At 71.2% G+C, this 25,099-nt stretch carries 23 protein-coding genes and 2 pseudogenes; 13 read left to right on the top strand and 12 right to left on the bottom strand.

Features of this window, described 5'->3' with window-relative positions; translation table 11 throughout:
• Positions 1-10: 10 nt before the first annotated feature.
• A complete protein-coding gene (locus J8M50_RS37805; RefSeq protein ID WP_010359256.1) occupies positions 11-790 on the bottom strand; it encodes a helix-turn-helix domain-containing protein in 780 nt (259 codons plus the stop codon).
• Positions 791-867: 77 nt separating this feature from the next.
• On the opposite strand from J8M50_RS37805, the gene J8M50_RS37810 reads away from it, so the two are divergent.
• Positions 868-1,725, top strand: coding sequence for an NAD(P)H-binding protein (locus tag J8M50_RS37810; RefSeq protein WP_010359257.1), 858 nt, complete (start codon positions 868-870; stop codon positions 1,723-1,725).
• A gap of 333 nt (positions 1,726-2,058) precedes the next feature.
• Here J8M50_RS37810 and J8M50_RS37815 read toward each other — a convergent pair whose 3' ends face one another.
• On the bottom strand, positions 2,059-2,673 hold the full coding sequence (locus J8M50_RS37815) for a hypothetical protein (protein WP_010355158.1): 615 nt from the start codon (positions 2,671-2,673) through the stop codon (positions 2,059-2,061).
• A 185-nt stretch (positions 2,674-2,858) separates the two neighbouring features.
• Between J8M50_RS37815 and J8M50_RS37820 the strand changes: the two genes are divergently transcribed.
• Positions 2,859-6,167 (top strand): AAA domain-containing protein, encoded by a 3,309-nt coding sequence (locus J8M50_RS37820; RefSeq protein ID WP_010355157.1) that lies wholly within the window; start codon positions 2,859-2,861, stop codon positions 6,165-6,167.
• 181 nt (positions 6,168-6,348) lie between these two features.
• Here the strand turns inward: J8M50_RS37820 and J8M50_RS37825 are convergent, their stop codons facing one another.
• Positions 6,349-6,552 (bottom strand): DUF397 domain-containing protein, encoded by a 204-nt coding sequence (locus J8M50_RS37825; RefSeq protein ID WP_010355156.1) that lies wholly within the window; start codon positions 6,550-6,552, stop codon positions 6,349-6,351.
• Positions 6,552-7,312, bottom strand: a pseudogene (locus tag J8M50_RS37830) (helix-turn-helix domain-containing protein). Before J8M50_RS37830 ends, J8M50_RS37825 begins: the two are co-directional and overlap by 1 nt.
• Here J8M50_RS37830 and J8M50_RS49850 point away from each other — a divergent pair.
• The 3 genes from J8M50_RS49850 to J8M50_RS37845 all read left to right on the top strand — a co-directional run bounded on the left by J8M50_RS49850 (position 7,238) and on the right by J8M50_RS37845 (position 9,185).
• The gene (locus J8M50_RS49850) at positions 7,238-7,399 is read left to right on the top strand and encodes a hypothetical protein (protein ID WP_223786507.1); all 162 of its coding nucleotides are present in this window, start codon (positions 7,238-7,240) and stop codon (positions 7,397-7,399) included. The pseudogene J8M50_RS37830 and the gene J8M50_RS49850 overlap by 75 nt on opposite strands.
• A gap of 166 nt (positions 7,400-7,565) precedes the next feature.
• Positions 7,566-8,042 (top strand): ATP-binding protein, encoded by a 477-nt coding sequence (locus tag J8M50_RS37840; protein WP_029184059.1) that lies wholly within the window; start codon positions 7,566-7,568, stop codon positions 8,040-8,042.
• 30 nt (positions 8,043-8,072) lie between these two features.
• The gene (locus tag J8M50_RS37845; protein ID WP_029184058.1) at positions 8,073-9,185 is read left to right on the top strand and encodes a hypothetical protein; all 1,113 of its coding nucleotides are present in this window, start codon (positions 8,073-8,075) and stop codon (positions 9,183-9,185) included.
• Here J8M50_RS37845 and J8M50_RS37850 read toward each other — a convergent pair.
• Positions 9,166-10,374 carry a pyridoxal phosphate-dependent aminotransferase gene (locus tag J8M50_RS37850; RefSeq protein WP_010355152.1) on the bottom strand — a complete coding sequence of 403 codons (1,209 nt, stop codon included), beginning with the start codon at positions 10,372-10,374 and terminating at the stop codon, positions 9,166-9,168. The genes J8M50_RS37845 and J8M50_RS37850 overlap by 20 nt on opposite strands.
• An 81-nt stretch (positions 10,375-10,455) precedes the next feature.
• Here J8M50_RS37850 and J8M50_RS37855 point away from each other — a divergent pair, with 81 nt between their 5' ends.
• Complete coding sequence (locus J8M50_RS37855; RefSeq protein ID WP_010355151.1) at positions 10,456-11,082, top strand: winged helix-turn-helix transcriptional regulator; 627 nt, start codon at positions 10,456-10,458, stop codon at positions 11,080-11,082.
• Between the two features lie 58 nt (positions 11,083-11,140).
• Here the strand turns inward: J8M50_RS37855 and J8M50_RS37860 are convergent, their stop codons facing one another.
• From J8M50_RS37860 to J8M50_RS37870, 3 genes are read right to left on the bottom strand one after another with little or no spacing between them, the layout of a single operon-like run.
• Complete coding sequence (locus tag J8M50_RS37860; RefSeq protein ID WP_010355150.1) at positions 11,141-11,929, bottom strand: hypothetical protein; 789 nt, start codon at positions 11,927-11,929, stop codon at positions 11,141-11,143.
• Positions 11,929-13,191: a VWA domain-containing protein gene (locus tag J8M50_RS37865; RefSeq protein WP_010355149.1), complete on the bottom strand. Its 1,263-nt coding sequence runs from the start codon at positions 13,189-13,191 to the stop codon at positions 11,929-11,931. Before J8M50_RS37865 ends, J8M50_RS37860 begins: the two co-directional genes overlap by 1 nt.
• A gap of 55 nt (positions 13,192-13,246) precedes the next feature.
• Positions 13,247-14,737 (bottom strand): IucA/IucC family protein, encoded by a 1,491-nt coding sequence (locus tag J8M50_RS37870; protein WP_010355148.1) that lies wholly within the window; start codon positions 14,735-14,737, stop codon positions 13,247-13,249.
• A 109-nt stretch (positions 14,738-14,846) separates the two neighbouring features.
• Here J8M50_RS37870 and J8M50_RS50455 point away from each other — a divergent pair.
• From J8M50_RS50455 to J8M50_RS37890, 4 genes and pseudogenes are all read left to right on the top strand, one after another.
• Positions 14,847-15,059: pseudogene (locus tag J8M50_RS50455) on the top strand (IucA/IucC family siderophore biosynthesis protein); the annotation flags it as partial.
• 522 nt (positions 15,060-15,581) lie between these two features.
• The gene (locus J8M50_RS37880; RefSeq protein WP_373865703.1) at positions 15,582-17,078 is read left to right on the top strand and encodes an IucA/IucC family protein; all 1,497 of its coding nucleotides are present in this window, start codon (positions 15,582-15,584) and stop codon (positions 17,076-17,078) included.
• A 20-nt stretch (positions 17,079-17,098) separates the two neighbouring features.
• Positions 17,099-18,007, top strand: coding sequence for a HipA family kinase (locus J8M50_RS37885; protein WP_029184057.1), 909 nt, complete (start codon positions 17,099-17,101; stop codon positions 18,005-18,007).
• On the top strand, positions 18,004-18,285 hold the full coding sequence (locus J8M50_RS37890; protein WP_010355144.1) for an Rdx family protein: 282 nt from the start codon (positions 18,004-18,006) through the stop codon (positions 18,283-18,285). Before J8M50_RS37885 ends, J8M50_RS37890 begins: the two co-directional genes overlap by 4 nt.
• A gap of 3 nt (positions 18,286-18,288) precedes the next feature.
• On the opposite strand, the gene aceB is transcribed toward J8M50_RS37890, so the two are convergent.
• The gene (gene aceB, locus J8M50_RS37895; protein ID WP_010355143.1) at positions 18,289-19,914 is read right to left on the bottom strand and encodes a malate synthase A; all 1,626 of its coding nucleotides are present in this window, start codon (positions 19,912-19,914) and stop codon (positions 18,289-18,291) included.
• Positions 19,915-19,996: 82 nt separating this feature from the next.
• Entirely contained in the window at positions 19,997-20,602 is a 606-nt protein-coding gene (locus J8M50_RS37900) for a nucleotidyltransferase family protein (protein ID WP_010355141.1), read from the bottom strand.
• A 162-nt stretch (positions 20,603-20,764) separates the two neighbouring features.
• On the opposite strand from J8M50_RS37900, the gene J8M50_RS37905 reads away from it, so the two are divergent.
• The gene (locus J8M50_RS37905; RefSeq protein WP_010355139.1) at positions 20,765-21,073 is read left to right on the top strand and encodes a DUF5955 family protein; all 309 of its coding nucleotides are present in this window, start codon (positions 20,765-20,767) and stop codon (positions 21,071-21,073) included.
• A 4-nt stretch (positions 21,074-21,077) separates the two neighbouring features.
• Here the strand turns inward: J8M50_RS37905 and J8M50_RS37910 are convergent, their stop codons facing one another.
• Both J8M50_RS37910 and J8M50_RS37915 read right to left on the bottom strand, forming a co-directional pair.
• Positions 21,078-21,491 (bottom strand): DUF6304 family protein, encoded by a 414-nt coding sequence (locus tag J8M50_RS37910; protein WP_010355138.1) that lies wholly within the window; start codon positions 21,489-21,491, stop codon positions 21,078-21,080.
• A 92-nt stretch (positions 21,492-21,583) separates the two neighbouring features.
• Complete coding sequence (locus tag J8M50_RS37915; protein WP_010355137.1) at positions 21,584-22,378, bottom strand: IclR family transcriptional regulator; 795 nt, start codon at positions 22,376-22,378, stop codon at positions 21,584-21,586.
• Between the two features lie 228 nt (positions 22,379-22,606).
• Here J8M50_RS37915 and allB point away from each other — a divergent pair, with 228 nt between their 5' ends.
• Together allB and alc are read left to right on the top strand one after the other, a co-directional pair.
• On the top strand, positions 22,607-23,947 hold the full coding sequence (gene allB / locus J8M50_RS37920; RefSeq protein ID WP_010355136.1) for an allantoinase AllB: 1,341 nt from the start codon (positions 22,607-22,609) through the stop codon (positions 23,945-23,947).
• A 33-nt stretch (positions 23,948-23,980) separates the two neighbouring features.
• On the top strand, positions 23,981-25,096 hold the full coding sequence (gene alc / locus J8M50_RS37925) for an allantoicase (RefSeq protein WP_010355135.1): 1,116 nt from the start codon (positions 23,981-23,983) through the stop codon (positions 25,094-25,096).
• Positions 25,097-25,099 lie beyond the last annotated feature (3 nt).

A 25,099-nucleotide genomic window follows, 5' to 3' on the forward strand; every position in this document is an offset into this window, starting at 1 on the left:
CGGCAGGGCATCAACTCCGCGCCCCGGCCCGGCAGGGCGTCGGCTCCGGTAGGCGGCCCGTCATGAATGCCCGGGGCGGCACGCCCATCAGGGCGCGGAAGTCGGCCGTCATGTGCGACTGGTCGTAGTAGCCGCTGGAGACGGCCAGTTCGGCCCACGGGAGGGTGGACGCGTGGGCCAGGACATGGCGTACGCGGCTGATGCGGGCGAAGTGCTTGGGGGAGAGGCCGATGCCGTCGGCGAACAGGTTGCGCAACTGGCGTTCGCTGACGGCCAGTTGATCGGCGACCTCGCGGACCGTGCCGGGCTCCGCCGAGAGCGCGTGAGCCGCCGCGCGGAGCACACGTTCACGCGGGCCCCGCACCGGAGGCGGCAGCAGCTCCGCGAGCCGACCGGGGACGTCTTCCGGTTCGGGGACGGCCAGTTCGCGGGCGAGGTGACGCGCGAGCCGGGTCGGCAGGGCGGACGCCGGGAGCGTCCGGTCCACCAACTCGGCGGCGGACAGGCCGAACAGGGGCCGTACCGCTCCCGGCGCCAGCCTCAGACGCAGGCAGGACACCGGGCGGTCGTACGGGTCGGTGCGGTACGCGGCGCGGGTGCGGGGCCCGACGACGAGGACGTCACGCCGCCCGGACCGCTCGGCCCGCACCAGGATCTCCGAGGCGGGTTCGGGTACGTCCGTGAAGGCGCCGGCCGGCGGGAGTCGCGCGGCGGAGCTGTCGATGCCGGTGATCCAGGCGGCCAACTCGGCGGGTACGTGCGGTGGTTGACCGGCGGTGGGAGGCGTCACCCTCGTCACTGTAGGCGCCGGTACGCGGTCCGGGTGTGCCGGAATCTCCTAGAACCTCGGCCCCTTCGGCCGCCACCGTGGCGTACATGATCCTCGTGACCGGTGCCACGGGCACCATCGGCAGTGAACTCGTACGGCAGTTGGCGGCGCGCGGCGAGAAGGTGCGCGCGCTGACGCGTGACCCGGGCGCAGCCCAACTCCCGCCGGACGTCGAAGTGGTACGCGGCGACTACCGCGAACCGGCCTCCCTGGACGCGGCGATGAGCGGTGCGACGTCCGCGTTCCTCGTCGGCCTGCCTGGACCGTCCGGTGGCCACGATCTCCCGCTGGTGGCGGCGGCCCGCGCGGCCGGCGTGGGGCGGCTGGTCAAGGTGTCCGCGATCGCCACCGGCGACGAGGCGTCGGGCCCCGGCTCCCAGTGGCACGTGGCGGGTGAACGGGCAGTACGGGAGAGCGGCGCGGGGTGGGCCGTCCTGCGCCCGTCCACGTTCGCCTCCAACACCCTCGACTGGGCGGTTCCCCTCGCGGCGGGCGACCCCGTCCTGAACCTCACGGGCGACGGCCGCCAGGGCGTGATCGACCCCCGCGACATCGCCGAGGCCGCCGCGGTCCTCCTCCTCGCCGACCACCCCGCGAACCGCACGTACACGCTCACGGGCCCTGCCCTCCTCAGCGTCCCCGACCAGGCGGCGGCCCTCGCAGACGTACTGGCCCGACCGGTCCCCACCCGCGCCCTCACCCCCGCCGAGGCCCACGCCCACCTCCTGTCCCGAGGCTGGGACGAAGCGACGGCCCAGGGCGTCCTGGAGGGCTCGGCCTACGTCCGCCGGGGCGGCAATGCGGTCGTCACGGACGATGTACCGCGCCTGCTGGGGCGCCCGGCGCGGACGTACAGGGAGTGGGCGTACGACCATCGGGGGGAGTTCGGGGTGTAGACCTCCGCTGAGCGACACCCCTCGACTTTGCTCCCGGGCCCCGGCCTCGGGCCCCGGCCTCGGGCCCCGGCCTCGGGCCCCGGCCTCGGGCCCCGGCCCGGCCCCGGCCTCGGGCCCCGGCCTCGGGCCTCGGGCCCCGGCCCCGGCCCGGCCCTGGCCCCGGCCTCGGGCCCCGGCCTCGGGCCCCGGCCTCGGGCCCCGGCCTCGGGCCCGGGGCCCTCGGGCCCGGCCTCGGGCCCCGGCCTCGGGCCCCGGCCTCGGGCCCCGGCCTCGGGCCCCGGCACCCCGGGCCCTGCCACCCCGGGCCCGTTCCCCGGCCCCGGCACCCCGCCCTCATCTCCGCCGAGGCGAGGCCAACAAGTACCGCTCCCGCGACCGCGTGTCCGTGTGCTCGCTCACCTGCCAACCGGCCGCCTCCAACGCCCGTGCGCAGGGTGCGAGTTCGGGGCCGTACACCGCGACCGCCTCCGGCTGGGGCGTCGCCCGTACCCGGTAGCCGTCCTCGTCCGGCCCGGCGGGCAGTCGATCCGCCGCCTCCAGGGCCAGCGCGGCGGCGCGTACGAGGTGTGCGCGCTCCCAGGCGCACGGGCGCGTGGTGTCGCCGTCCGGATCGGTCATCCGGCGCAGTTCCAGGAGCCCCTGCCAGGCGCTGTGCACCTCGCGGGCGCGGGCGGGTGTACGCGCGGGCGGCGCCTCCTCCCCTCCGACGCGAGCCGCGAAGACACCGGTGTCCGGAGGCGGCGCGGGGACCGCCCGCTGAACGGGCTCCTCCCGCACTCGCTGCCCCGCCGGGGTCAAGAAGTGATCGTGCGGCGGCCGAGGATGCCGAAACGCGAGCCCCCGCTTCACCAGCGCGTCGAGCTGCGCGGCAGTCCCCTTCAGCCGCCCGGTGACCGGCTCGGCGGCATCGATCACCCGCCGCTGAGCGGCGGTCGGCGGCCGTATCACGTCGTACCTCCTCTCCTGCTCGGAAGGTTACGACGAGGGTCTGACAACAGCCTGTCCCAGCCCCCGGCAGATCCACCGCGACCTCACCCGAAGTGGCGGATTCATACAGGTCGGCCCCCTGTCCTATAAGCGCACGTGATAGGTGTATCGATCCGGCTGGAGAGGTCGAGGGGGAGCAGGCGGGTATGGGGTGGCGTGAGGAGATCGTCAGCGCGGTGGAGGCATGGCTGGCGCTGGAAGGGGGAGCGGGACGGCGCGCGTCCTGGATCTGTGTGGGTCGCGCGGTGCGCACCGGGGAGTCCGGTGTGTACACCGTGGACGTGCGGGGGAAAGACACGGCTGCCGACCAGGTGGAGTCCCTGCGGCTGGCGGACTCGCAGGAACCGACGGACGACTCCGGACACGCCGTCCTGGAGGCAACGCAGAGCGGCTCGGCGCTGACCGTGCGGGTCGCGGAGTTCGCGCAACCCGCCGACCCGCACCTCTGGATACTCAAGCAGCCGCCGACCTTCCTCATCGAGGCCCTGCGTGACCGATTCAAGACGCTCCCGGACGCACCCCTCGCCGCGCTGCTCGCCGAGGGCCGACCGGGTGGCGCTCCGGCCGACGCCGTGGCTCCGGCGGGTCTTCTGGAGGCACAGCAGGAGGTGTACAGGGCCTGTCTGGGTTCCGGTGTGTGGCTGGTGTGGGGACCACCGGGGACCGGCAAGACCATGGTGCTCACGAAGGCGATCGGCGACCTCATGGCCGACGACAAGCATGTCCTGCTGGTGTCGGCCACGAACATCGCCGTGGACAACGCGCTGCTGGGTGTCGTACGGGAACGGCGGCACGGTCCGGGGGACGTGGTCCGCGTGGGTCCCCCGCATCTGCGCCAGGTCGCCGAGGACCCGGACGTCTCTCTGCCGCTCATCGTCCGTGCCAGGCTCTCCGAGGTCGACACCCGGCGCACCGACACGGCTCGGCGGCTGCGGGAGGCCGACGCGCGGTCCCGGCGCTTCGAGGAACTCCAGGCGCGCCTCACCGGGTTCGACGCGGCTGCTTACGCGCAGGCGCGTACCCGGCTCGATGCGGCGGGGGGAAGCGCTGCGGCCTTCGACCGGCTGCTCGAAGAGCTGAGGCGGGAGGAACTCGCCACCGAGGCGCGCTTCTTGGCGGTGTACGAGGAATCGACGGCCGCGCAGCGGCAGTTGGGTGAGACGAAGGACGCTCAGAAGCTCTGGAAGACCGTCGACGACCTGCACGCGCAGGCCGCCAGGCTCGACACGGCGGCTCTCCGGGAGGAGGCCGATGCCTTGCTGGCAGGGCAGGTGGCTCAGGAGGCCAAGGACACCCTCGCGGAGCTTGAGGAGGAGGCCGGCCGACGCCTGATCCGGCGCGGGAAGAAACAACTCGACCAGGCTCGTACGGCACTTGGGGAGGCGGAAGGCGCGTACACGGACGCCGTCCTGACAGCACGCCGCGCACGGGAGGTCGCCGACCGCAGAGCGCGGGACCTCATGACCGAGGCGGACTCGCTCGCACGGACCGTCCCGTACTCGCGTGAGCGGATCGAGGAACTGGAGCGGAACGTGGCCGTCACGTCGGAGGCGGTGCGCAGCATGGTGCCGACGTACGAGCAGGTAGAGGCGGACCGCCGACACGCCGAGGACACCCGGCGGTTCGTGATCGAGGCTCAACAGCTCGTCGACTCCGCCGACCGGCGTGGCCATCCGGAACTCCACACCCTTGTCGGACAGTTGAGGCCGACAGTCACCCAGGACCAGGAGCAGCGTCCCGAGTTGGAGAAGGCGTACAAGGCCGTGGAGGCCGAGTACGAGCGCCTCGCTCGCGACGCACAGGGGGAGATCATCGCCGGTGCCCGGCTCGTGGCGACCACCCTGGCGCGCTTCCGTACCAACAAGCACGTGTACGACAAGCAGTACGACGTCGTCCTCGTCGACGAGGCGGGTGCCGCCACCGCACCCGAGGTGCTTCTCGCGGCGGCCCGTGCCCGCACCACGGCTGTCCTGCTCGGCGACTTCATGCAACTGGGACCCGTGCTCTCTCCCGCGATCGAGGAGAGCGAACGCGCGGACGTCCGGCGCTGGCTCCAGCCGGACATCTTCCAGCTGTGCGGGATCGACGACTCCGCCTCCGCTCAGGCGCACCCCGGCTGCATCACCCTCGTCGAACAGAACCGCTTCGGACTCGCGGTCATGGATCTCGCCAACGCGATCGCCTACGACGGGACGTTGCGCGCCGGACAGTTGGCGCGCTCGCGGGGTGGTGACGAGCCGGAGATCGTCCTGATCGACACGGACGGGACCGGGGAGATCGGCATACCCCAGCGGATGACCCCGGCAAGTGGCTGGTGGCCTGCCGGTGCTCTGCTTGCCAGAGCTCTGGTCGAACTCCATCGCGACCAGGGAGAGGAGACGGGTGTCGTCACGCCGTACCGCTTCCAGGAGGAGGCGACGCTGGAGGCCCTGCGTGACGTGGAAGGTGTCGGAGGCCGCAGCGGAGCGCCGCTGGCGGAGGTCGGCACGGCGCACCGTTTCCAGGGACGGGAGTTTCCCGTGGTGGTCTTCGACACCGTCGAGTCGCAGACCGGTCGGGCCATGTGGATGGGGCAGGCGTCGCGCGCCGACGGCGCCGGACGCTGGCAGCGCAGCGGCGTACGCCTGTTCAACGTGGCGGTCACCCGCGTCCAGCACCGTCTCTACGTCGTCGGCAGCCGGGAGCGGATCGTCGCGGCCCAGCGCGTGCCGGGACTCGCACTGGGCGCCGTCGGCCGGATGCTGGACGAGAAGCGGCTGCGTACGGTCCCGGCGACCGCGCTCGTCGCACCGCACACCGCTCCCCAGGCCGCCGACCGGCTCGGTCCCTTCGGCTCCCGGCTGGCCGACGTGCTCTCCCGGCACGTGGAGATCACCGACGTGGACGACGAGACGGAGTTCTACGACACCTTCGTACGGCTCCTCGGTGCGGCCCGGACGTCGGTCTGGCTGTGGGCTCCCTGGGTCAAGAACCGGGTCCGCTCCCTGCTGCCGCTCCTCTACGCGGCGCGGGAGCGCGGCGTACGCGTCACCGTCTTCGTCCGCGACCCCTTCGACGACCTCCAGCGCAAGAGTCCCGAGCTCGTCGACGAACTCAAGGAGGTCGCCGACACCGTGGTCCGGATGAACGTCATGCACCAGAAGATCGTCGTGGTCGACGACAGCACGGTGGCGATCGGCAGCCTCAACGCGCTCTCCCAGAGCTGGACCCGGGAAATCATGATCACGATGAACGGAGCGCACTTCGCCCGCAAGATCCTGGAGCAGCAGCACGCGGACGTGTTCTCCCGGCCGCCCACCTGTCCGTCCTGCCGGCGCGACGACATCGAGATCCGCCGGGGACAGCGGGGGAACTGGTACTGGCGCTGCTACAACCGGTCGTGTCCGCACGGTACGGGGAACCAGGCGTGGAAGCAGGACATCGTCGTCCAGCGGCGCGGAAGGAAGAGCCGGTGAGCCGCCTGGACCAGGGCTGGCGGCATGGGCCGGGTGTACCTGCGACCTCTGCATGAGGTTGGCCCGGAATGAAACTGCGACACCCCCTTGCGCTCTGAACGCGCGCGTCGCGCGGCTCAAGTAGACGCCGGTACCCCATGTCCGGTGCGGAGCCGGACGTGGGGTACCGGTGAGTCGTACGTCAGTCGAGGGAGGTGTGCGAGAGGAAGGCGGCCCACTGCTGAGGCTGGAAGGCGAGTTGGGGTCCTTGCTGGTGCTTGGAGTCGCGTACGTGAACGGACTTGGGGTCGAAGGCGACCTCAACGCAAGCCGGGCCGTCGTTCGAGCTGTAGCTGCTCTTGAACCACTCCAGCGAAGAACCGGTTCCCGTCGAGGAGTTGGTCATCATGTCTCTCCCAGTGCTTTTTCGATACGGGCCAGAGACTCACTGGGTGTGAGGGCCTGAGCTCGGATGATGCCATAACGGATCTCCAGGATCTGGACCTCCTTGCGCTGTGAGAGGAGACGGCTGATGAGCTGAATCTCGTTGTGTCCCACGGTGGTTCCGTTGGTGAGGCGCAGCAGATGGAACGATCCGGCGAGTCCGGCGTGGTCCTCACGGTCCGTGGGCATCACCTGGATCGTCACGTTCCTGCGCTGGCCGACCTCCAGCAGATGTTCCAACTGCCTCCGCAGGGCCATTTTGCCGCCGACCGGGCGGAGGAGCGTCACCTCGTCCTGCACGAAGCTGCAAATGGGTGCCGACTCTTTACTGAGCACTCGCTGACGTGCCAGGCGCGCGGAGACGAGCCGTTCCACCTGGTCCTTCGTGTAGACGGGACGTCGCATCTCGTACAACGCCTGGGCGTACTCGGGGGTTTGGAGGAGACCGTTGATGAAAGTGCCGTCGTACGCACAGATCTCCACCGCCTTCGCCTCGTACTTCCCCAAGTCCGTACCTTCTTGGGATACCGGGCCTCCTCCACATCCTCCTTGAGGCCCGCGATCATCCCTCCCGCATCCAGCGCGACCTCGGCCTTTTCCAGGAACTTCTCCGCCGGTGCCCGGCGTCCCCGCTCCACCGACGAGACTTGTTCCTCGCTGTAGCCGATGATCTTGCCCAACTGGAGCTGCGTGTAAGACTTCTGCTCGCGGAAGAACTTGATGACCTTCCCCACGGCCCTCAGCACCGCCGCCGCTTCCTCGTCGTCGATGCCGTCCTCGTGCGGCTCCATCCCGTCGCCGCCCTGTGACTCGTCCATGCCCGGACACCTCCCTGTGTCGCATGTGGCCAACTCCCCGACGGCACGGGACGTCACGCCACACGGCCCGGACAGGGATCGGCGACGCCCGGACAGTAACGCTGTGTACCACCGTCGTAGCTGTTCAGCGTAGGGACGGATGGACACGCTGAGAGGCATGAACGCAGAATTTCCCTCTCCGGCGCAGAACGACCCCACGCCGGCTGAACCCCCCACCCCCGCCCACCACTTCACGGTCCTGCTCTCGGCCACGCCCCGGGGAGTCCGTCTGGCCCGCCGCCTGTCGGCGGAACGCCTGGACGCGTGGGGCTGTCCCTACGACACGGACGCGCACCGCACGGCGATCCTCCTGGTGGCCGAACTCGCGACGAACGCGATGCGACACGGCCGCCTCCCGGGCCGGGACTTCCGAGTCCGCTTGGCCCTCGACACCGCCACGACGACGCTCCGCATCGAGGCGACGGACGCCCGCCCGGAACACCGCCCACCCACCCCGGGCACCCTCTCCTCGGCGTCCAACGAGTCGGAATCCGGCCGGGGGTTGCTGCTTGTCGAGGGGCTGGCGGAGAGGTGGGGGACGGAGTGCGGGGACCCGTACACGAAGACGGTGTGGTGCGAGGTCGCGCTGAAGTGACTGTCAGTGGCGCATGCAACGCTGTCTGTCATGACGCGAAGTGCATTCGCCCAATGGGCGTTCCTTTGGGGCCTGTGGACCTGTTTCGAGGCTTTGTTCATCGGGATGTGCTGGCAGAACCGCACCCGAGTGCTGGGCGAGGTGGTGTATCGGATCCCGGGGGTGAAGCGGTTTCGGCATGCAGAGCACAAGGCGCGTGTCCGAGAACTGTTTGAGAAGCTGGGGAGCGAGGGGGACGAGGCTGGGATCGGCCGCGTTGTCGACCGTTGGCACCAAATGGTTGTCGGACGACGGGTTTCCGCGTGCCTCCAGGCGGTCCCTCTGCTGGTTGTCGTGCTTCCCGCGTGGTGGATGGCACCGGTCCACCGGGACACGGTCACCCCTGCATGGATGGTCGCCGCAATTGGGGGTCTCTGTATCGTCTCCATCCTGCTCGTGGCTGCCGACCAGCGAGCCGTGATGGCCTCCGACCCCGCAGGAGAGGTCGCCGAAGATGCCTTCATCTTCCTGGAGTTGCTTCTTGTGACCGACCGGTCGACCCACGGATCCGCGCAGGAGAACCACCGTGCGGCATTCAGTCGGCTCTGCCGGTCGCTGCGAGCCCAGACGCGGCACATGAGCCGTGGAATGCCGCGCGAGGGCCGAAAGAAGCTGTCGGGCACCACGGATCGCCTGATCGCGGCGCTCTCCGATGCCGACCACCGCTACCTGTTCACGGAAGGGGGCGACCGCGAAGCCGCCGTGCAGGACCTGTCCCGGCTGGTGTCGGACGTCATGCGCCGTAGCTGCGAGTCACGCGCCACGCGCACCAGCCTGGTGATCGTTGATGACAGTCTCACCGCCGGCACCCCGGCCCCGGACCCGACGGAAACCGTAACCGAACCGCTCGTGCGCCGTCTGCTGGCTGGCGTGGGCAGACTCGTGGTCGCGGCGGGATTGTTCGCCGGGGCGTACGTTCTTCTCAACGGAGGTGTCGCGTCGGGGTTGTTGGCGACCGCAGGTCTGGTGGTGCTGGCCTCTGCCTACCGGCCCTTGTGGGATGCTCTGCCCTTGGTCGGGCGGTTGTTCTCGGCCGGAACCCAGCAGGCACCCGCCGAGGTTCCGGCTCCAACCGTCCCCACCCCTACTGCCGATACCCGCTGAGGAACCGCCCGATCCGCCCGATCGCCGCCTCCAGATCGTCCGCGTGCGGCAGCGTGAGGATGCGGAAGTGGTCGGGCGTGGGCCAGTTGAAGCCGGTGCCCTGGACCACCTGGATCTTCTCGCGGAGCAGGAGGTCGAGGACGAATTTTTCGTCGTCGTGGATGGGGTAGACCTTGGGGTCCAGGCGGGGGAAGGCGTAGAGGGAGCCCTTGGGGCGGACGCAGGAGACGCCGGGGATTTCGTTCAACTTGCGCCAGGCCACGTCGCGTTGCTCGTAGAGGCGGCCACCCGGCGCGGTGAGGTCGTTGATCGACTGGCGTCCGCCGAGGGCGGCCTGGATGGCGTACTGCGCGGGCGCGTTGGCGCACAGGCGCATGGACGCCAGCATCGTGAGGCCCTCAAGGTAGTTCTTCGCGTGCTGAGTTGGACCCGTCACCACCAGCCAGCCCGAACGGAATCCCGCGACGCGGTACGTCTTCGAGAGGCCGCAGAACGTCAGGACGACCAGGTCGGGCGCGAGCGCTGCGGCGGAGTGGTGGACGGCGTCGTCGTACAGGATCTGGTCGTAGATCTCATCGGCGAGGACCATCAGGCCGTGGCGCCGGGCGAGGTCGAGGATGCCCTCGATGATCTCCTTCGGATACACCGCGCCCGTCGGGTTGTTGGGGTTGATGATCACGACCGCTTTCGTACGGTCGGTGATCTTCGACGCCATGTCCGCGAGGTCGGGGTTCCAGTCGGACTCCTCGTCGCAGACGTAGTGCACGGCCTTGCCGCCCGCGAGGGTGGTGACGGCGGTCCAGAGGGGGAAGTCCGGTGCGGGGATGAGGATTTCGTCGCCGTCCTCGATCAGCGCCTGGACGGCCATCGAGATCAGCTCGGAGATGCCGTTGCCCAAGTAGACGTGGTCCACGTCGACTTCGAGGCCGAGGTTCTGGTACCGCTGCGCGACCGCGCGCCGCGCGGAGAGGACGCCGCGCGAGTCGGTGTAGCCGTGCGCCTGGGGGAGCATCCGGATCATGTCCTGGACGATCTCCTCGGGCGCCTCGAACCCGAAGAGCGCGGGGTTGCCGGTGTTGAGGCGCAGCACACTGTGCCCCGCCTCCTCCAGCGCGTTGGCGTGCTCGATCACCGGCCCGCGGATCTCGTAGCAGACCTCGCTGAGCTTGTTCGACTGCCGGAACTCCATGCGTCCCTCCGGGAACTTGTGTTGCTTGGTTTTACCAAGTGTGAGCTTGGAAAGTCCAACAACTTGTTTAGACTGCGTCGCATGTCACCTCGCCGAAGCTACGACCAGTACTGTTCCGCCGCTCGTGCGCTCGACGTCGTCGGCGACCGCTGGACCCTGCTGATCGTCCGGGAGCTGCTCGCCGGCCCGCGCCGCTACACCGACCTGCACGCCGACCTCCCCGGCGTCAGCACGGACGTCCTCGCCTCCCGGCTGAAGGACATGGAACGCGACGGCATCGCGGGCCGCCGCAAACTGCCTCCGCCCGGCGCGGCGTACGTGTACGAACTCACCCCGCGCGGACGGGAGTTGCTCCCGGTCCTCCAGGCACTCGGCGCGTGGGGGGAGCGGGAACTCCAGGACCGCCGCCCCACCGACGCGGTCCGCGCCCACTGGTTCGCCCTGCCCCTGGCCCGCGCCCTGGAGGGCGAGGGAGTCGTCCAAGTGCGGCTGGACGAAGGGGAGTTCCACCTGTACGTCGGTGAGGTGACGGGACCTGTGTACGGCGACGGCGTCGCCCCCGTCGAGGCGGACGCCGGTCTGGTCCTCGACACGTCGACGTGCATGGCCATAGCGCAAGGGGAGTTGAGTCTCCTCGACGCCGTACGCGCGGGCCGCGTCGAGGTGAGCGGCGAAGGAGCCATCGCGAAGGCGTTGCGGGAGGCGTAAAAGGAAGATGCTCACCGCCCTTGGGCAGTGAGCATCTTGACGATCCATCAGGCGGGCATCACGCCCCCGGCGGCACCCGGGAGGGCCGTCCCGTCCCCCGGGTCAGCGTATAGCCGCCGACCCCCGCGAGCGCGGCCAGGATCGCACCGACTCCGGTCCACACCCAGCGACTTGACCACCAGCCGGAGTCCCACCCGTCCTCGGGTTCCAGGCTGAACAGCGAAGCCTTGGAGTCGTCCTTCGACTTGGTGACCGCGATGCCGGGCACCAGCGGCTCGGAGAGCGAGCCGTCGACCGCCGCCGCACCGCCGATGTCCTTGGAATCCACGCGGAGTTCGGCCGAGACCGGCAGCCCGAGGTCGGCGGTCTTCACGCCGACGGCCGTGAGGCGGACGTAATACGTGCCGGGCAGCGGGTCGTTGGCCCACGGCTCCGACCAGGACCTCACCGTCCGCAGCACGCAGGCGAGTTCGAGGGAGCCGGTGCCCTGCGCGGCGGTGTGCGTCTGCGCGCCGTACTGGCAGGCCTGGCGGCGCCGCAGACCGTCGTACACGTCGAGCTGCCAGGTCTGGCCCGTGTGGGCCTGGGGGAGCTTCAACGTGGCCTTGACGGTGGGGCGTTGGCCCGCGTCGGCGGGGAACGACCAGTACATGTAGTCACCGGTCGAGCCGCTGGCCGTGGCCGTCTGCCCCTGCTCGATCTCGGCCGCCGTACGGAACGACGTGCCCGCCGAGGTCGGCACCTTGACGTCGCCGGACGGGCTCGGGGAGGGGGAGTCGGCGGCGGCCGGAGCCGCGGCGAGGCCCAGCGTCAGCAGGGCGGCACTCAACACTCGTACGACACGCATCAGTTGGTCCTCCAGACCGCGAGACGCCAGCGGGACAGCCAGCCCCAGAGCAGACCCGCCAGGAAGCCGACGAGCACCAGCACACCCAGCAGCCACCAGCCGCGGCCGAGACCGAACGAGGCGACGTCGCTCGCCTGCGACGGCGCGTCCACGACGTCCACCGTCAGCTCCAGCGGCAGACCGGGAGTCGTCTTCACCCCGGCGGCCGGGGAGAACGAGGTGGTGACCTGGACACACACCGTCTCGGCCGGTGCGTCGTCCTCGTCGCTGTCCTCCTTCGGATAGCGAAGTCCCGTGGACAGGACGTCCGTTCGGCCCGTGCCCGACGCCTCGCCGCGCACGATCTCCCGGCCGCTGCGCGTCACCGCCCGCACCAGCAGCCCGTAGTTGGGGTCCACGGCCCGGTCGGCCGAGACGCTCACCGAACTCCGCAGCTCCTGGCCCGGCTTGACCTCGACCTTGTACCAGCGCTGCTGCGCGAACTCCGTACGGTCCGTGTACAGACCGGACTTGAGGACCGGCGCGCTCGCACAGGTCGCCCCGCCCGTGGTGGCCACCGGCGTCACCACCGGCGCGGCGGCACGGTCCACCAACTGGTTGACCTTGTCGGTGAGTTCGGTGGTGTGCTCGACCGACGTGTACGTCCCGCCGGTCGCCTCCGCGATGCAGCTGAGCTGCTGGCGCATCTTCGTGTTGGGCACCAGGCCCAGCGTGTCGATGGTCAGCCCGATGCCCTTGGCCGCGATCTCCCGGGCCACCACACAGGGGTCGAGCGGCGCGCAGGTGTCCTCGCCGTCGCTGATCAGCACGATCCGCTTCGAACCGGTGCCGCCCTCCAGGTCGTCCGCCGCCGCGAGCAGCGCCGGGCCGATCGGCGTCCAGCCGGTCGGGGAGAGCGTCGCCACCGCCGTCTTCGCCTCGGTGCGGTCCAGCGGGCCGACCTTGTAGAGCTGCGAGGTGTCCTTGCAGCCCGTCTTCTGGTCGTCGCCGGGGTAGTTGGCCCCGAGGGTGCGGATACCGAGCAGGACGGTCTCCGGGGTCGCGTCGAGCACCTCGTTGAACGCCTGCTTGGCCGCGGCCATCCGCGTCCCGCCGTCCATGTCCTTCGTCCGCATGGAGCCGCTGACGTCGAGCACCAGGTCGACCTTGGGCGAGAGAGCGGTGGTTTCGTCGGCCGCCGCCGCGGTCGGGAACGTGAGCCCGACCGCGAACGAGGCGAGCAGGGCGCAGACTCCCGCCGCCAGCCGTTGTGTTCTGATCATCGACGGATCTTATGGACCGGGGACGCTCCGCTTCAAAACGAGCCCCGACAGGCGGTCAGTTCTTCAACGGGTTGGGCAGCAGCGCCCATTGGTCCCCGCTCACCCCCGGCGACAGCCGCATCAGCGTCAACGCCTTGGTGGGGAGCGGCTGTTCACGCAGTGCCGCGAGGTCCTCCGTCGGCGATACGTCGGGTACGGCCGCCTCCAGCGCCTCCGCCAGCGCCGTACGGCTCCCCGCCGTCGAGCCGAGCGCGCCCGCCACCAGCGAGCCGAACAGCTTGCTGCGCAGGGCCGTCACGTCGTCCGTGAGGATCCGCTCGGGGAGGTCCGGGAGGGGGATTCCGTGCCGGGCCAGGCGAGTTGGACTGACCCTGATGTCCGCGAGGTCCCGGTAGACCAGCCGCACGGGGGTGCCGTCCTGCGACAGGACGACCAGGAGGTTCTGGCCGTGCGCCTCCAACGCCACGCCCAGGTCGAGGAGTTGCAGGCCGACCGTCAGGCAGAGGCGGGCGAGGTCCGCCAACCAGCCCGGGCGGGACGGGAGTCCGGTGACCGGGAGCGCCGCCACCGGGACGATGCGCTCGCCGAGGGCCGCGTACCGCTGCGGCGACTCGCGCCAGACCGCCGCGAGGTCGGGGGAGTTGGCCGTCGCCGCGCCCGGGGTGCGGGTGACGTGCAGGAGGCCGTCCGTGCGTGCGGCGACCGTCTCCGCGAACGCCGAGAGGGTCGCCGAGGCGAGGACCGAGCCAATCGAGATGTCCCGCACGGAGGAGGTGAGGCGGGCGCTGAGCGCCGTCTTGACGTGCGGGCCGCCGTCGGGGAGGGCGAGGGTGCGCAGGGACATCAGGGGGTGCGCTGTCAGGCCCGCGTCGGTCGTGCGCTTCAGGACGTGCTGGGCCTGCCAGGGGTGTGCCGGGATCAACAGGCGTGCGCCGTCCCGCAATTCGTCCGGCCACTCGCCGGACACGAGGCACTCCTCGACCGGGACGGGGACCAGGCTCAGCCGTACGTCCGGGCGGTGCTCCGGGCCGTACGCGAGCTGCTCCGCCACCGAGAAGCCGGGCCGGGAACGGCAGTTGGGGTGGTACGGGTGACCGTCCACCACGCGCTGCTCCCACTCCCAGTCGGAGGCGGGCCAACCCTCGCCGGGCGCCTCCTGGTTGGCCCGGGACAGGGCCAACGACGCCGTGCTGTGCGCGAGTTCGGCCGCGAAGCCCGTTGCGTGCGGGACGCCCAGGTCCGTCATCAGGCGCGCGGGATCGTCGTATCCGGCACCGTCCAGATGCACGACAGTGACATATCCGTCCGTCGCGAACGGGTCCGGGGACGGGCCGTGCAGGCGGCGGCCGTCCGCGAGGCGCAGCGTCCCGGCCGGCTCGTGGGCGGTGATCCACGGGAGGGGCTCGTGGGTGAGGGCGCGCCACAGCCGGGTCAGGACGGCGGCGCGCGCACCGGGCAGCTCGGCCGCGTACCGGGGGCCGAGGTCCGGCCGGTGGACGGCCAGTTCGGCCGCGATCGCGGCCTCGGCGGCGGGGGGACGGTGCACGGACGGGCTCCTTGGGGCGAGTTCACCGGTGGCGGGCGATACGGACGGAAGCGTACGGAGGGTGTCATGGCAGGCTGTACCGACGGCGATACTGATCGCTCCCGCCCGCATGGACCGTAGAGAACGAGTGCACCGAGTGACTGCCCACCCCCCGACGGCCGACGCGTACGCCGCGACGCCACTGCTGAACTGCCTGCTGCGGGAGGTCGCGGAGCCGACGCCCGAACCCGGCGTGCACCGTCTGCCGAGCGGTCGGCTGCTGAGGGTGAGAGGCGAACGGAGGCCGACTGAGCCGGAGTTGGTGGGGGGCGGTGGCTCGCGGCTTGGGGAGGGCGCGGATTGTGAGCTGGGCGGTGGCTCGGAGTTGGTGGTGGGCGGGGAGTCGGACGGCGGCTCGCGGCTTGAGGAGGGCGCGGATCTGGAGCCGGGCGGCGCCCCCTGCCTCAGCAGGCGGGAGGATCTGGAGGAAGGCGGCGACTCCGGTCTCGGCAGGCCCGCCCCCGCTCTCGGCAGGCTCGCGGACCCCGGATCGGGTGGCGGTACTCATCTGGACCGGCCTGTCGGCCCCGAGCCGCATGCCGGTGGCCGTCTCGGTAGGCCCGTCGGCTCCGAGCCCGACGCCGGTCGCGGCCCCGGCAGGCGCGAGGATCTGGGGGAGGGCGGCGACTCCCGCTTCGGCGGGCCCGACGCTGGTAGTCGGCCCGGTGGGTGCGCGGTGCCCGGAGCGGGTGACGGTGCCCGCCTGGACCGGCCCACCGTTCCCGAGCCGCATGCCGGTGGCCGTCTCGGTAGGCCCGTCGGCTCCGAGCCCGACGCCGGTTGCTGCCCTGGCAGGCGCGAGGATCTGGGGGAGGGCGGCGACTCCCGCTTCGGCGGGCCCGACGCTGGTAGTCGCCTCGGCGGGTGCGCGGTGCCCGGAGCGGGTGACGGTGCCCGCCTGGACCGGTCCGCCGTTCCCGAGCCGCATGCCGGTGGCCGTCTCGATATGCCCGTTGGCTCCGAGTCCGATTCCGGTCGCCGCCTTGGCAGGCCCGCAGCCCCCGGAGCGGGCAGCGGCCCTCAGCTCAGTAAGCACGCCGCCCCCGCCCGCCCCCTCGACCACCCCGCCCTCGTAGCCCTCGTCGCCGAAGAACTCCGTCTCCACACCGGCCTCGACAACCCCGACCTCCCCGCCGAGATGCTCGACAGCCGCGAGGTCGTCGCCGCGATTCTCGGAGCTCGCGCCCTCGCCGCCCCGCCGCAGGACCCATACCGCCGCTCCGAGCAGTCCCTCGTCACCGGTCACCCCTACCACCCCGCCCCCAAAGCGCGCGGCGGCGGACCGGCCGCGAGGTGGCTGCCGTACGCCCCCGAGGCGTACGCCGCCTTCCCGCTCATCCTGCTCGGGGTGCGCGAGGACCAGGTCGTCGAGGAGGGGGACGTCTCCGCGCTGGACGAACTCGGCGAGGCGCCCCCGGGTTACCGCCTCCTCCCCGCGCACCCCTGGCAGCTCGACCTCCTCGGCGGGGCGTTGCAGCAAGCGGTTGCAGAAAAGTGGCTGATCCAGCTTGGTACCACCACCCCCGACGCCTGGCCGACCGCCGCGATCCGCACCGTCTACACCCCCGCGCACGACCTGTTCCTCAAGTTCAGCCTGGACGTCCGCATCACCAACGACATCCGCCGCCTCTGGGCCCACGACCTGCGTAAACTCCGCCGCACGGACGAGGCCGCGGCCCGAGCCCTCCCCGGCGTCTGGCTGAGCGACCGCGGCTACCGCACCGCCGCCTTCGCCTTCGAGGAACTCGCCGTCCTGGTCCGAGACGGCTTCGGCGACCTCACCGCGACCCCCCTGCTCGCGGCGGCCCTCGCCGAGGGCTTCGACGGCAACCCCCTCGCCGCCACGACCGACCCCGAGGGCTGGTGGACGGCGTACCTCAGGGCGGTCGTACAACCCGCAGTAACCGGTTTCACAAAAGGCGTCGTACTCGAAGCCCACGCCCAGAACACCCTGATCGTGGTGGACGCCGAAGGCACCCCCGTACAGGCCCTCTACCGCGACGCGGAGGGCGTCAAGCTCCTCACGGACGTCGACCGTGCGGCCGGCTGGGAACGCCTCGTGTACACGCTCGTCGTCAACCACCTCGCCGAGACCGCAGCGGCTCTCGCCGAACACCACCCCGGTTTCGCCCCCTGGCCCGCCGTACGAAGGGAGTTGGAGCGCTACGACCTCCCCGAGGCGAAGGCACTCCTGTCGGCCCCGACGCTCCCCGGCAAGACGAACCTCCTCCTGCGCTGGACGAGAGCGGACGGCGCGGACGCCCGCTACCTCCCGCTCCCCAACCCGCTGGCCAGCCCCTGACCTGCCTTAGGCTGGCCCCTGTGCTGCGCGAAGTGACTGCCGTCCGATACGTGACCCCCCTCAGGTCGGGCGGTTCCGTGCCCGGTGTCGTCGAGGCCGACGACCTCGGGACGTACGTCGTGAAGTTCACCGGCTCCGCGCAGGGCCGTAAGGCGCTGGTCGCCGAGGTGATCGTCGGCGAGCTGGCGCGGGCGCTGGGGCTGCGGTTCCCGGAACTGGTGCTGGTCCACTTCGATCCCCTGATCGCGGACGACGAACCGCACCAGGAGGTCCGCGACCTGCACGCGGCCAGCGCCGGACTCAACCTCGGCATGGACTACCTGCCGGGCGCCCGGGACTTCACGCCGGATGTTGCACAAGCGTTTGCTGTCGATTCTCTGGAGGCCGGCCGCGTCGTCTGGCTGGACGCCCTCACCGTCAACGTCGACCGCACCGTCCACAGCTCCAACCTGATGGTCTGGCCCACCCTCGGCACGGTCCCGCCCCGCCTGTGGCTCATCGACCACGGCGCGGCCCTCGTCTTCCACCACCGCTGGAACGCCTCCGAGCCTCAGAAGGCGTACGACTTCCGCCACCACGCGCTCGGCATGTACGCCCCGGACGTCCGCGCGGCCGACGCCGAACTCGCCCCGAAAGTAACGGAAGACCTGCTCCGCGCAATCGTTGCCGAGGTCCCCGACGCATGGCTCACCGAGGACTTCGCGACGCCCGCCGAGGCCCGCGAGGCGTACGTCGCGTACCTGCACGCCCGCGTACGTGCCTCCGCGCAGTGGCTGCCCACCGACTTCCCCACCCGGGACGAACTCGCCGCCGAGAACGCCCAGCGCACGGCGGCGAACCAGAAAGGACGCCCCGCGTGGCTCAAGCAGGTCCCCGACCTGCACGGCAAGCCCGCGGCCGAACAGGATTGGTCGGTGCACCTCGGATGAGTGGCCGTGTCGAGATCGAGTACTGCACCCAGTGCCGCTGGCTGCCGCGCGCGGCCTGGCTCGCACAGGAGCTACTCACCACGTTCGAGGGCGAGTTGACGGAACTCGCGCTGAAGCCGGGCACGGGCGGGGTGTTCATCGTCCGGGCGAACGACGAGGTCGTGTGGGACCGGCGTGAACAGGGGTTCCCGGAGCCCACGGCCGTGAAGAAGGCCGTACGCGACCGAGTGGCCCCGGGAAAGACCCTGGGCCACTCGGAACGGCCGACTCCCGCGTGAGGCTCAGCCCTTGAGCTGCTCGTAGGCGGGCAGCGTCAGGAAGTCCGCGTAGTTGTCGTCGAGTGCGACCTGGAGCAGCAGGTCGTGAGCCTGCTGCCAGTGACCGGAGTTGAACGCGTCCTCGCCCAACTCGGCCTTGATCGCGGTGAGTTCGTCGGCGGCGATCGTCCGGACCAGGTCCGCGGTCGCCTTCTCGCCGTTCTCGAACTCCACGCCCGCGTCGATCCACTGCCAGATCTGCGAGCGGGAGATCTCGGCGGTGGCCGCGTCCTCCATGAGGTTGAAGATGGCGACCGCGCCGAGTCCGCGCAGCCACGCCTCGATGTAACGCACGCCCACCTGAACGGCGTTGACGAGTCCGTCGTACGTCGGCTTCGCGTCGAGCGAGTCGATCGCGATCAGGTCGGCGGCCTCGACGCGGACGTCCTCGCGGAGCCGGTCCTTCTGGTTCGGCTTCTCGCCGAGGACCCTGTCGAAGGACTCCAGCGCGATCGGGACCAGGTCGGGGTGGGCGACCCAGGAGCCGTCGAAACCGTCGTTCGCCTCACGGTCCTTGTCCGCGCGGACCTTCTCGAACGCGACCTTGTTGACCTCCGCGTCCCGGCGCGACGGGATGAACGCCGCCATGCCGCCGATCGCGTGCGCGCCGCGCTTGTGGCAGGTGCGGACGAGGAGTTCGGTGTACGCGCGCATGAACGGGGCCGTCATCGTGACCAGGTTGCGGTCCGGGAGGATGAACTTGGCGCCGCCGTCACGGAAGTTCTTCACGATGGAGAACAGGTAGTCCCAGCGGCCCGCGTTCAACCCCGAGGCGTGGTCGCGGAGTTCGTAGAGGATCTCCTCCATCTCGTAGGCCGCCGTGATGGTCTCGATCAGGACGGTCGCGCGGATCGTGCCCTGCGGGATGCCGAGGTAGTCCTGCGCGAAGACGAACACCTCGTTCCACAGTCGGGCTTCGAGGTGCGACTCCGTCTTCGGGAGGTAGAAGTACGGGCCCTTGCCGAGGTCGATCAGGCGCTGCGCGTTGTGGAAGAAGTACAGGCCGAAGTCCACGAAGGCGCCCGGAACTTGGCCGCCGTTCTCGTCCACGAGGTGGCGCTCGTTCAGGTGCCAGCCGCGCGGGCGCATCACGACCGTGGCGAGTTCGCCGTCCGGGCGCAGGGCGTAGGACTTGCCGGTGCGCTCGTCCGTGAAGTCGATGCTGCGCCGGTAGGCGTCGGACAGGTTCAGCTGGCCCAGGACCACGTTCTCCCACGTCGGCGCCGAGGCGTCCTCGAAGTCCGCGAGCCAGATCTTCGCGCCCGAGTTGAGGGCGTTGATCGTCATCTTGCGGTCGGTGGGGCCGGTGATCTCGACGCGGCGGTCGTCCAGGGCGGCGGGGGAGGGGGCGACCCGCCACGACTCGTCCGCGCGGATCGCCGCCGTCTCCGGGAGGAAGTCCAGCGTCGAGGTGCGCGCGATCTCGGCGCGGCGCTCCGCGCGCCGGGCGAGGAGTTCGGCGCGGCGAGGGGTGAAACGCTTGTGCAACTCCGCCACGAAAGCGAGCGCCGCGTCCGTCAGGACCTCCTCCTGCCGGGGCAGGGGCTCGACGTCGACGAGGGTCAGCGGGGACGGCGCCGGTGCGGACATGAGCGGTCACTTCCTTATGCGGGGGTGCGCTGCGGGGGGCGAGATTCTGTGCAATGGATAATAGTTTCCTCATCGTGGAACTTCAATGCTCTGTTGATTCCAGCCGCCCCAGATCCGCCTCCACGTCGATGTCGTACGCCTCCGCCACGTCCCCGCACTCCACGAGCCGCACCCGATGCCCCCGGAGGTACTCCCGGGCCCCCTGATCCCCCGTGGCGGCCTCCACGATCCCCGCCCAGTGCGCCGACCCGAACAGCACGGGGTGCCCGCGTACCCCGTCGTAGGCGGCCGACACCAGCGACCCCTCACCCTCGTACGCCTCCACCACCCGCCGCACCGCCTCCGGCCCGATCCCCGGCTGGTCCACCAGCGACACGAGCACCGCACGCGCGCGCGTGAGGGCGACCGACTCCAGCCCCGCCCGCAGCGACGACCCCATGCCCTCCTCCCACGCCGGGTTCTCGACGAGCACGCAGCCGTCGAGGCGCGCGGTGCGCCGTACGGTGTCGGCGGCGGCGCCCAGAACGACGTGCACGCGCGCGAGACCGGCCGTACGGAGTGTCGTCACGGCGTGTTCGACCAGCGGGCGGCCTCTGTGCGGGAGCAGCGCCTTGGGGCGTCCGCCGAGGCGCCGGCCGCCGCCCGCAGCGAGCAGCAGAGCGGCTACCTGGACTTCGTTGTGCGTCATCCCTCCTGCATACCTGGACCGGCCCTCCCGCGCGTGCGTGCGGGGGGCTGATTTTCCGTCCTTTGTGTGGCGCCGCGCCGTACGGGTGGCGTTTACTGGCCCGCGTCCTGAGGCGGGCCCGACCGCCGCCCCGGGGCGTCATGGCGCGAGGGGGGAGACGCGGTGCTGCGGAGCGTGGGGCAGAGGGAAGTGACCGACGAGGATCCCAGAGTCACGGAGTTACGTACGGCCGTCGCGCGTCTGCGCCGCGAACTCGCCACGCATCCGGCGGAGTTCCCGGACCGGGCCATCGCCGAGGACGAACTCGCCGCGCTGGCGGCGATGACGACGCACGGCACGCCTGAGATTCCGCGCCTGCGTAATTCGCTGCTCGCGCTGGCGGGGGCGATCGGGTCGGTGAGCGCGCTGTCGCGGGGGCTGTCGGAGGTGCGGGCGGCGGTGGAGTTGTTCGGAGGGCCGGGGCGGGGGTGAGGGGTCAGCAGAGCTTCGGCGCGGGGAAGGCTCCTCGGTACCCGGGGTCGCCCACCCGCTGCTCGAACTCCCCGCACACCCACGTCTCCTGCACGAACTCCGTCAGCAGGTCCCAGCACGCGAAGATGCCGTCCGGGCCGTGCTTGCCGCTGACCCGGCGGTACGCGTCCTTCGCGTCCCGGAAGCACGCGAGGCTGCCCATGAGCCCGCTCCCGGCGGGGCTGTAGTCGGACCACGCGCACGCTACGCACGCCTTGAGGCGCGTACCGGACGGCAGGTGACGCTGGATGTCGTGGAGGGCGCTCTCGATGTCGTGGAGGCCCTCGGAGGCGTGATGGTCGTGTCCGTCGAGTCGCAGGAAGACGCTCAGGGACTGTTCGTCGACCGCCGCGTTCCCCGGTCCGGTGGGGGCTCCCATCCGCAACGTGCAGTGCAGCGCGCCCGTCGGAGACGAAGACGACCGCCTTGCGCCCGTGCCGGTCCACGTAGTGGCCCGGCCAGTACCGCATGTCAGCCGGCGTTCTGGCTGGCCAGTGAGACGGACAGTTCGCGCGCGACCTGCTGGAGCACCGGGACGATGCGCTCGGTCGCCTGTTCCGTGACGCGCCCGGCGGGCCCGGAGATGGAGATCGCGGCGGCGGTGGGGGAGTTCGGCACGGAGACGGCGAGGCAACGGACGCCGATCTCCTGCTCGTTGTCGTCGACGGCGTACCCGAGGGCGCGTACGGCCTCCAGGGCGGCCAGGAAGGCGTCGGGGGTGGTGATGGTCTTCTCGGTGGCCGCGGGCATCCCCGTGCGGCCCAGGAGGGCGCGTACGTCCCCGTCGGGGAACCCGGCGAGGAGCGCCTTGCCGACGCCGGTGGAGTGCGGCAGGACGCGCCGGCCGACCTCCGTGAACATCCGCATCGAGTGCTTGGACGGCACCTGCGCGACGTACACGATCTCGTCGCCGTCCAGGAGCGCCATGTTCGCGGTCTCCCCGGTCTCCTCGACGAGCCGCGCGAGGTGGGGCCGCGCCCAGGTGCCGAGCAGCCGCGACGCCGACTCGCCGAGGCGGATCAGGCGGGGGCCGAGCGCGTAGCGCCGGTTCGGCTGCTGGCGGACGTACCCGCAGGCCACCAGCGTGCGCATCAGGCGGTGGATCGTCGGCAGCGGCAGCCCGCTGCTCGCCGACAGTTCGCTCAGCCCGACCTCGCCCCCCGCGTCCGCCATCCGCTCCAGGAGATCGAACGCGCGCTCGAGGGACTGGACTCCTCCGCCTGCGGACTTGGCGGACTCGGAGGTGCTGGCGCTGGACGGCGGCACGGCGCGTTCCTTTCGGCAGGCAGGAGCCAGCAGCCTACCCGTGGCGTGTTGACTCCTCGGTGGCGCGTCGTTACGTTCTGGTAGGTGAAAGCATAATTCCGCGATCCGGAAAGTGCTAGGCCGGAGGGGTGGGCTCTTGACGCTCCGGAGGGGCTGAGTGAAGACTCCTTCAACAGAAAGTTGAACTTCGTTACGGGGATGTAAACCCAGGTCAGAGAGGGGTCCCGCGTGTCCGAGGCCGAATGGGTCCTGCGCTCCACGCGCGTGGTCACGCCCGAGGGCGAACGAGCCGCCGCGATCGCGGTCGCGGGCGGCGTGATCACCGCCGTCCTGCCGTACGACGCTCCGCTCCCGCCCGGCGCGCGAGTGGAGGACGTCGGCGACCATGTCGTACTGCCCGGCCTCGTCGACACGCACGTGCACGTGAACGACCCCGGCCGCACCCACTGGGAGGGCTTCTGGACCGCCACGCGCGCGGCGGCGGCCGGCGGCATCACCACCCTCGTCGACATGCCCCTCAACTCCCTCCCGCCGACGACGACCGTCGAGCACCTCGACGTGAAGCGGAAGGTCGCCGCCGACAAGGCGCACATGGACGTCGGCTTCTGGGGCGGCGCCCTGCCCGACAACACGGCCGACCTGCGCCCCCTGCACGACGCCGGGGTCTTCGGCTTCAAGGCGTTCCTGTCGCCCTCCGGGGTCGACGAGTTCCCGCACCTCGACCGCGAGCACCTCGCGCGCGCACTGGAGGCGATCGCCGCCTTCGACGGCCTGCTGATCGTCCACGCGGAGGACCCCCACCACCTCGAAACCGCCCCCCAGCAGGGCGGCCCGAAGTACGCCGACTTCCTCGCCTCCCGCCCGCGCCACGCCGAGGACACGGCGATCGCGCACCTCCTGGAGGAGGCGAAACGCCTCCACGCGCGCGTGCACGTGCTGCACCTGTCCTCCAGCGACGCCCTCCCGCTGATCGCCCGGGCCAAGGCGGACGGCGTCCGCGTCACCGTCGAGACCTGCCCGCACTACCTGACGCTCACCGCCGAGGAAGTCCCCGACGGCGCCAGCGAGTTCAAGTGCTGCCCGCCCATCCGCGAGGCCGCCAACCAGGACCTCCTGTGGCAGGCCCTCGCCGACGGGACGATCGACTGCGTGGTCACCGACCACTCGCCCTCCACGGCCGACCTGAAGACCGACGACTTCGCCACCGCGTGGGGCGGCATCTCCGGCCTCCAGCTCAGCCTCTCCGCCGTCTGGACGGCCGCCCGCGCGCGCGGACACACGCTGGACGACGTCGTGCGCTGGATGTCGTCCCGTACGGCCGCCCTGGTGGGCCTCGACGGCCGCAAGGGCGCGATCGCCCCCGGCCACGACGCCGACTTCGCCGTCCTCGCCCCCGACGAGACGTTCACCGTCGACCCCGAGGCCCTCCAGCACCGCAACCGCGTCACCGCGTACGCGGGCCGGACCCTGTACGGCGTCGTCAAGTCCACCTGGCTGCGCGGCGAACGCATCCACGCCGACGGCAAGTTCACCGCCCCGAAGGGCCGCCTGTTGACCCGCGACCACTGACACCCGCACCGGCCACTCCCGAAAGGCACCCCCGTGACGGCGATCCCCCGTTTCACCGGCGACGCGCAGCCCTACCAGGGCGGCGATCCGTACGCGGACCACCGCGCCGCCGACCTCCCCTTCACGCACCTCGCCGACCTCGCCGACCGGCAGCTCGGCGCCGGGGTGATCGCCGCGAACGACGAGTTCTTCGCCCACCGGGAGAACCTCCTGCTGCCCGGGCGCGCGGTCTTCGACCCCGAGCACTTCGGGCACAAGGGCAAGGTCATGGACGGCTGGGAGACCCGCCGCAGGCGCGGTGCCTCGGCCGAACACCCCTGGCCGACGGCCGACGACCACGACTGGGCGCTGATCCGCCTCGGCGCCCCCGGCGTCGTCCGCGGCATCGTCGTCGACACGGCCCACTTCCGGGGCAACTACCCCAAGGCCGTGTCCGTGGAGGGGACTTCGGTACCCGGCTCGCCGTCCCCCGAGGAACTCCTCGGCGACGACGTCAAATGGACCACCCTCGTCCCGCGCACCGAGGTCGGCGGCCACGCCGCGAACGGCTTCGCCGTCGACGTCGAACAGCGCTTCACGCACCTGCGCCTGAACCAGCACCCCGACGGCGGCATCGCGCGCCTGCGCGTGTACGGCGAGGTCGTCCCCGACCCCGAGTGGCTCGCCGTCCTCGGCGCCTACGACGTCGTCGCTCTGGAGAACGGCGGCGCCGCCGAGGACGCCTCCAACCTGTTCTACTCCCCGGCGTCCAACACCATCCGTCCCGGCCGCGCCCGCCAGATGGACGACGCCTGGGAGACACGCCGCCGCCGCGACCAGGGCAACGACTGGATCCGCTACCGCCTCGCCGCCCAGTCGGAGATCCGCGCGGTCGAGATCGACACCGCCTACCTGAAGGGCAACAGCGCCGGCTGGGCCTGCGTCGCGGTCAGGGACGGCGAGGAGGGCGACTGGCGCGAGATCCTCCCGCGCACGCGCCTGCAACCCGACACGAACCACCGCTTCGTCCTCCCGGAACCGGCCGTCGGCACGCACGCGCGGGTGGACATCTTCCCGGACGGCGGGATCTCCCGGCTGCGGCTGCACGGCGCGCTCACCGGGAAGGGCGCGGCCGACCTGGCGGCACGTCACCGGGAACTCGGCGGCTGATCC

Origin of the sequence: Streptomyces acidiscabies, from assembly GCF_020010905.1 — a bacterium.
Lineage (GTDB): Bacteria > Actinomycetota > Actinomycetes > Streptomycetales > Streptomycetaceae > Streptomyces > Streptomyces acidiscabies.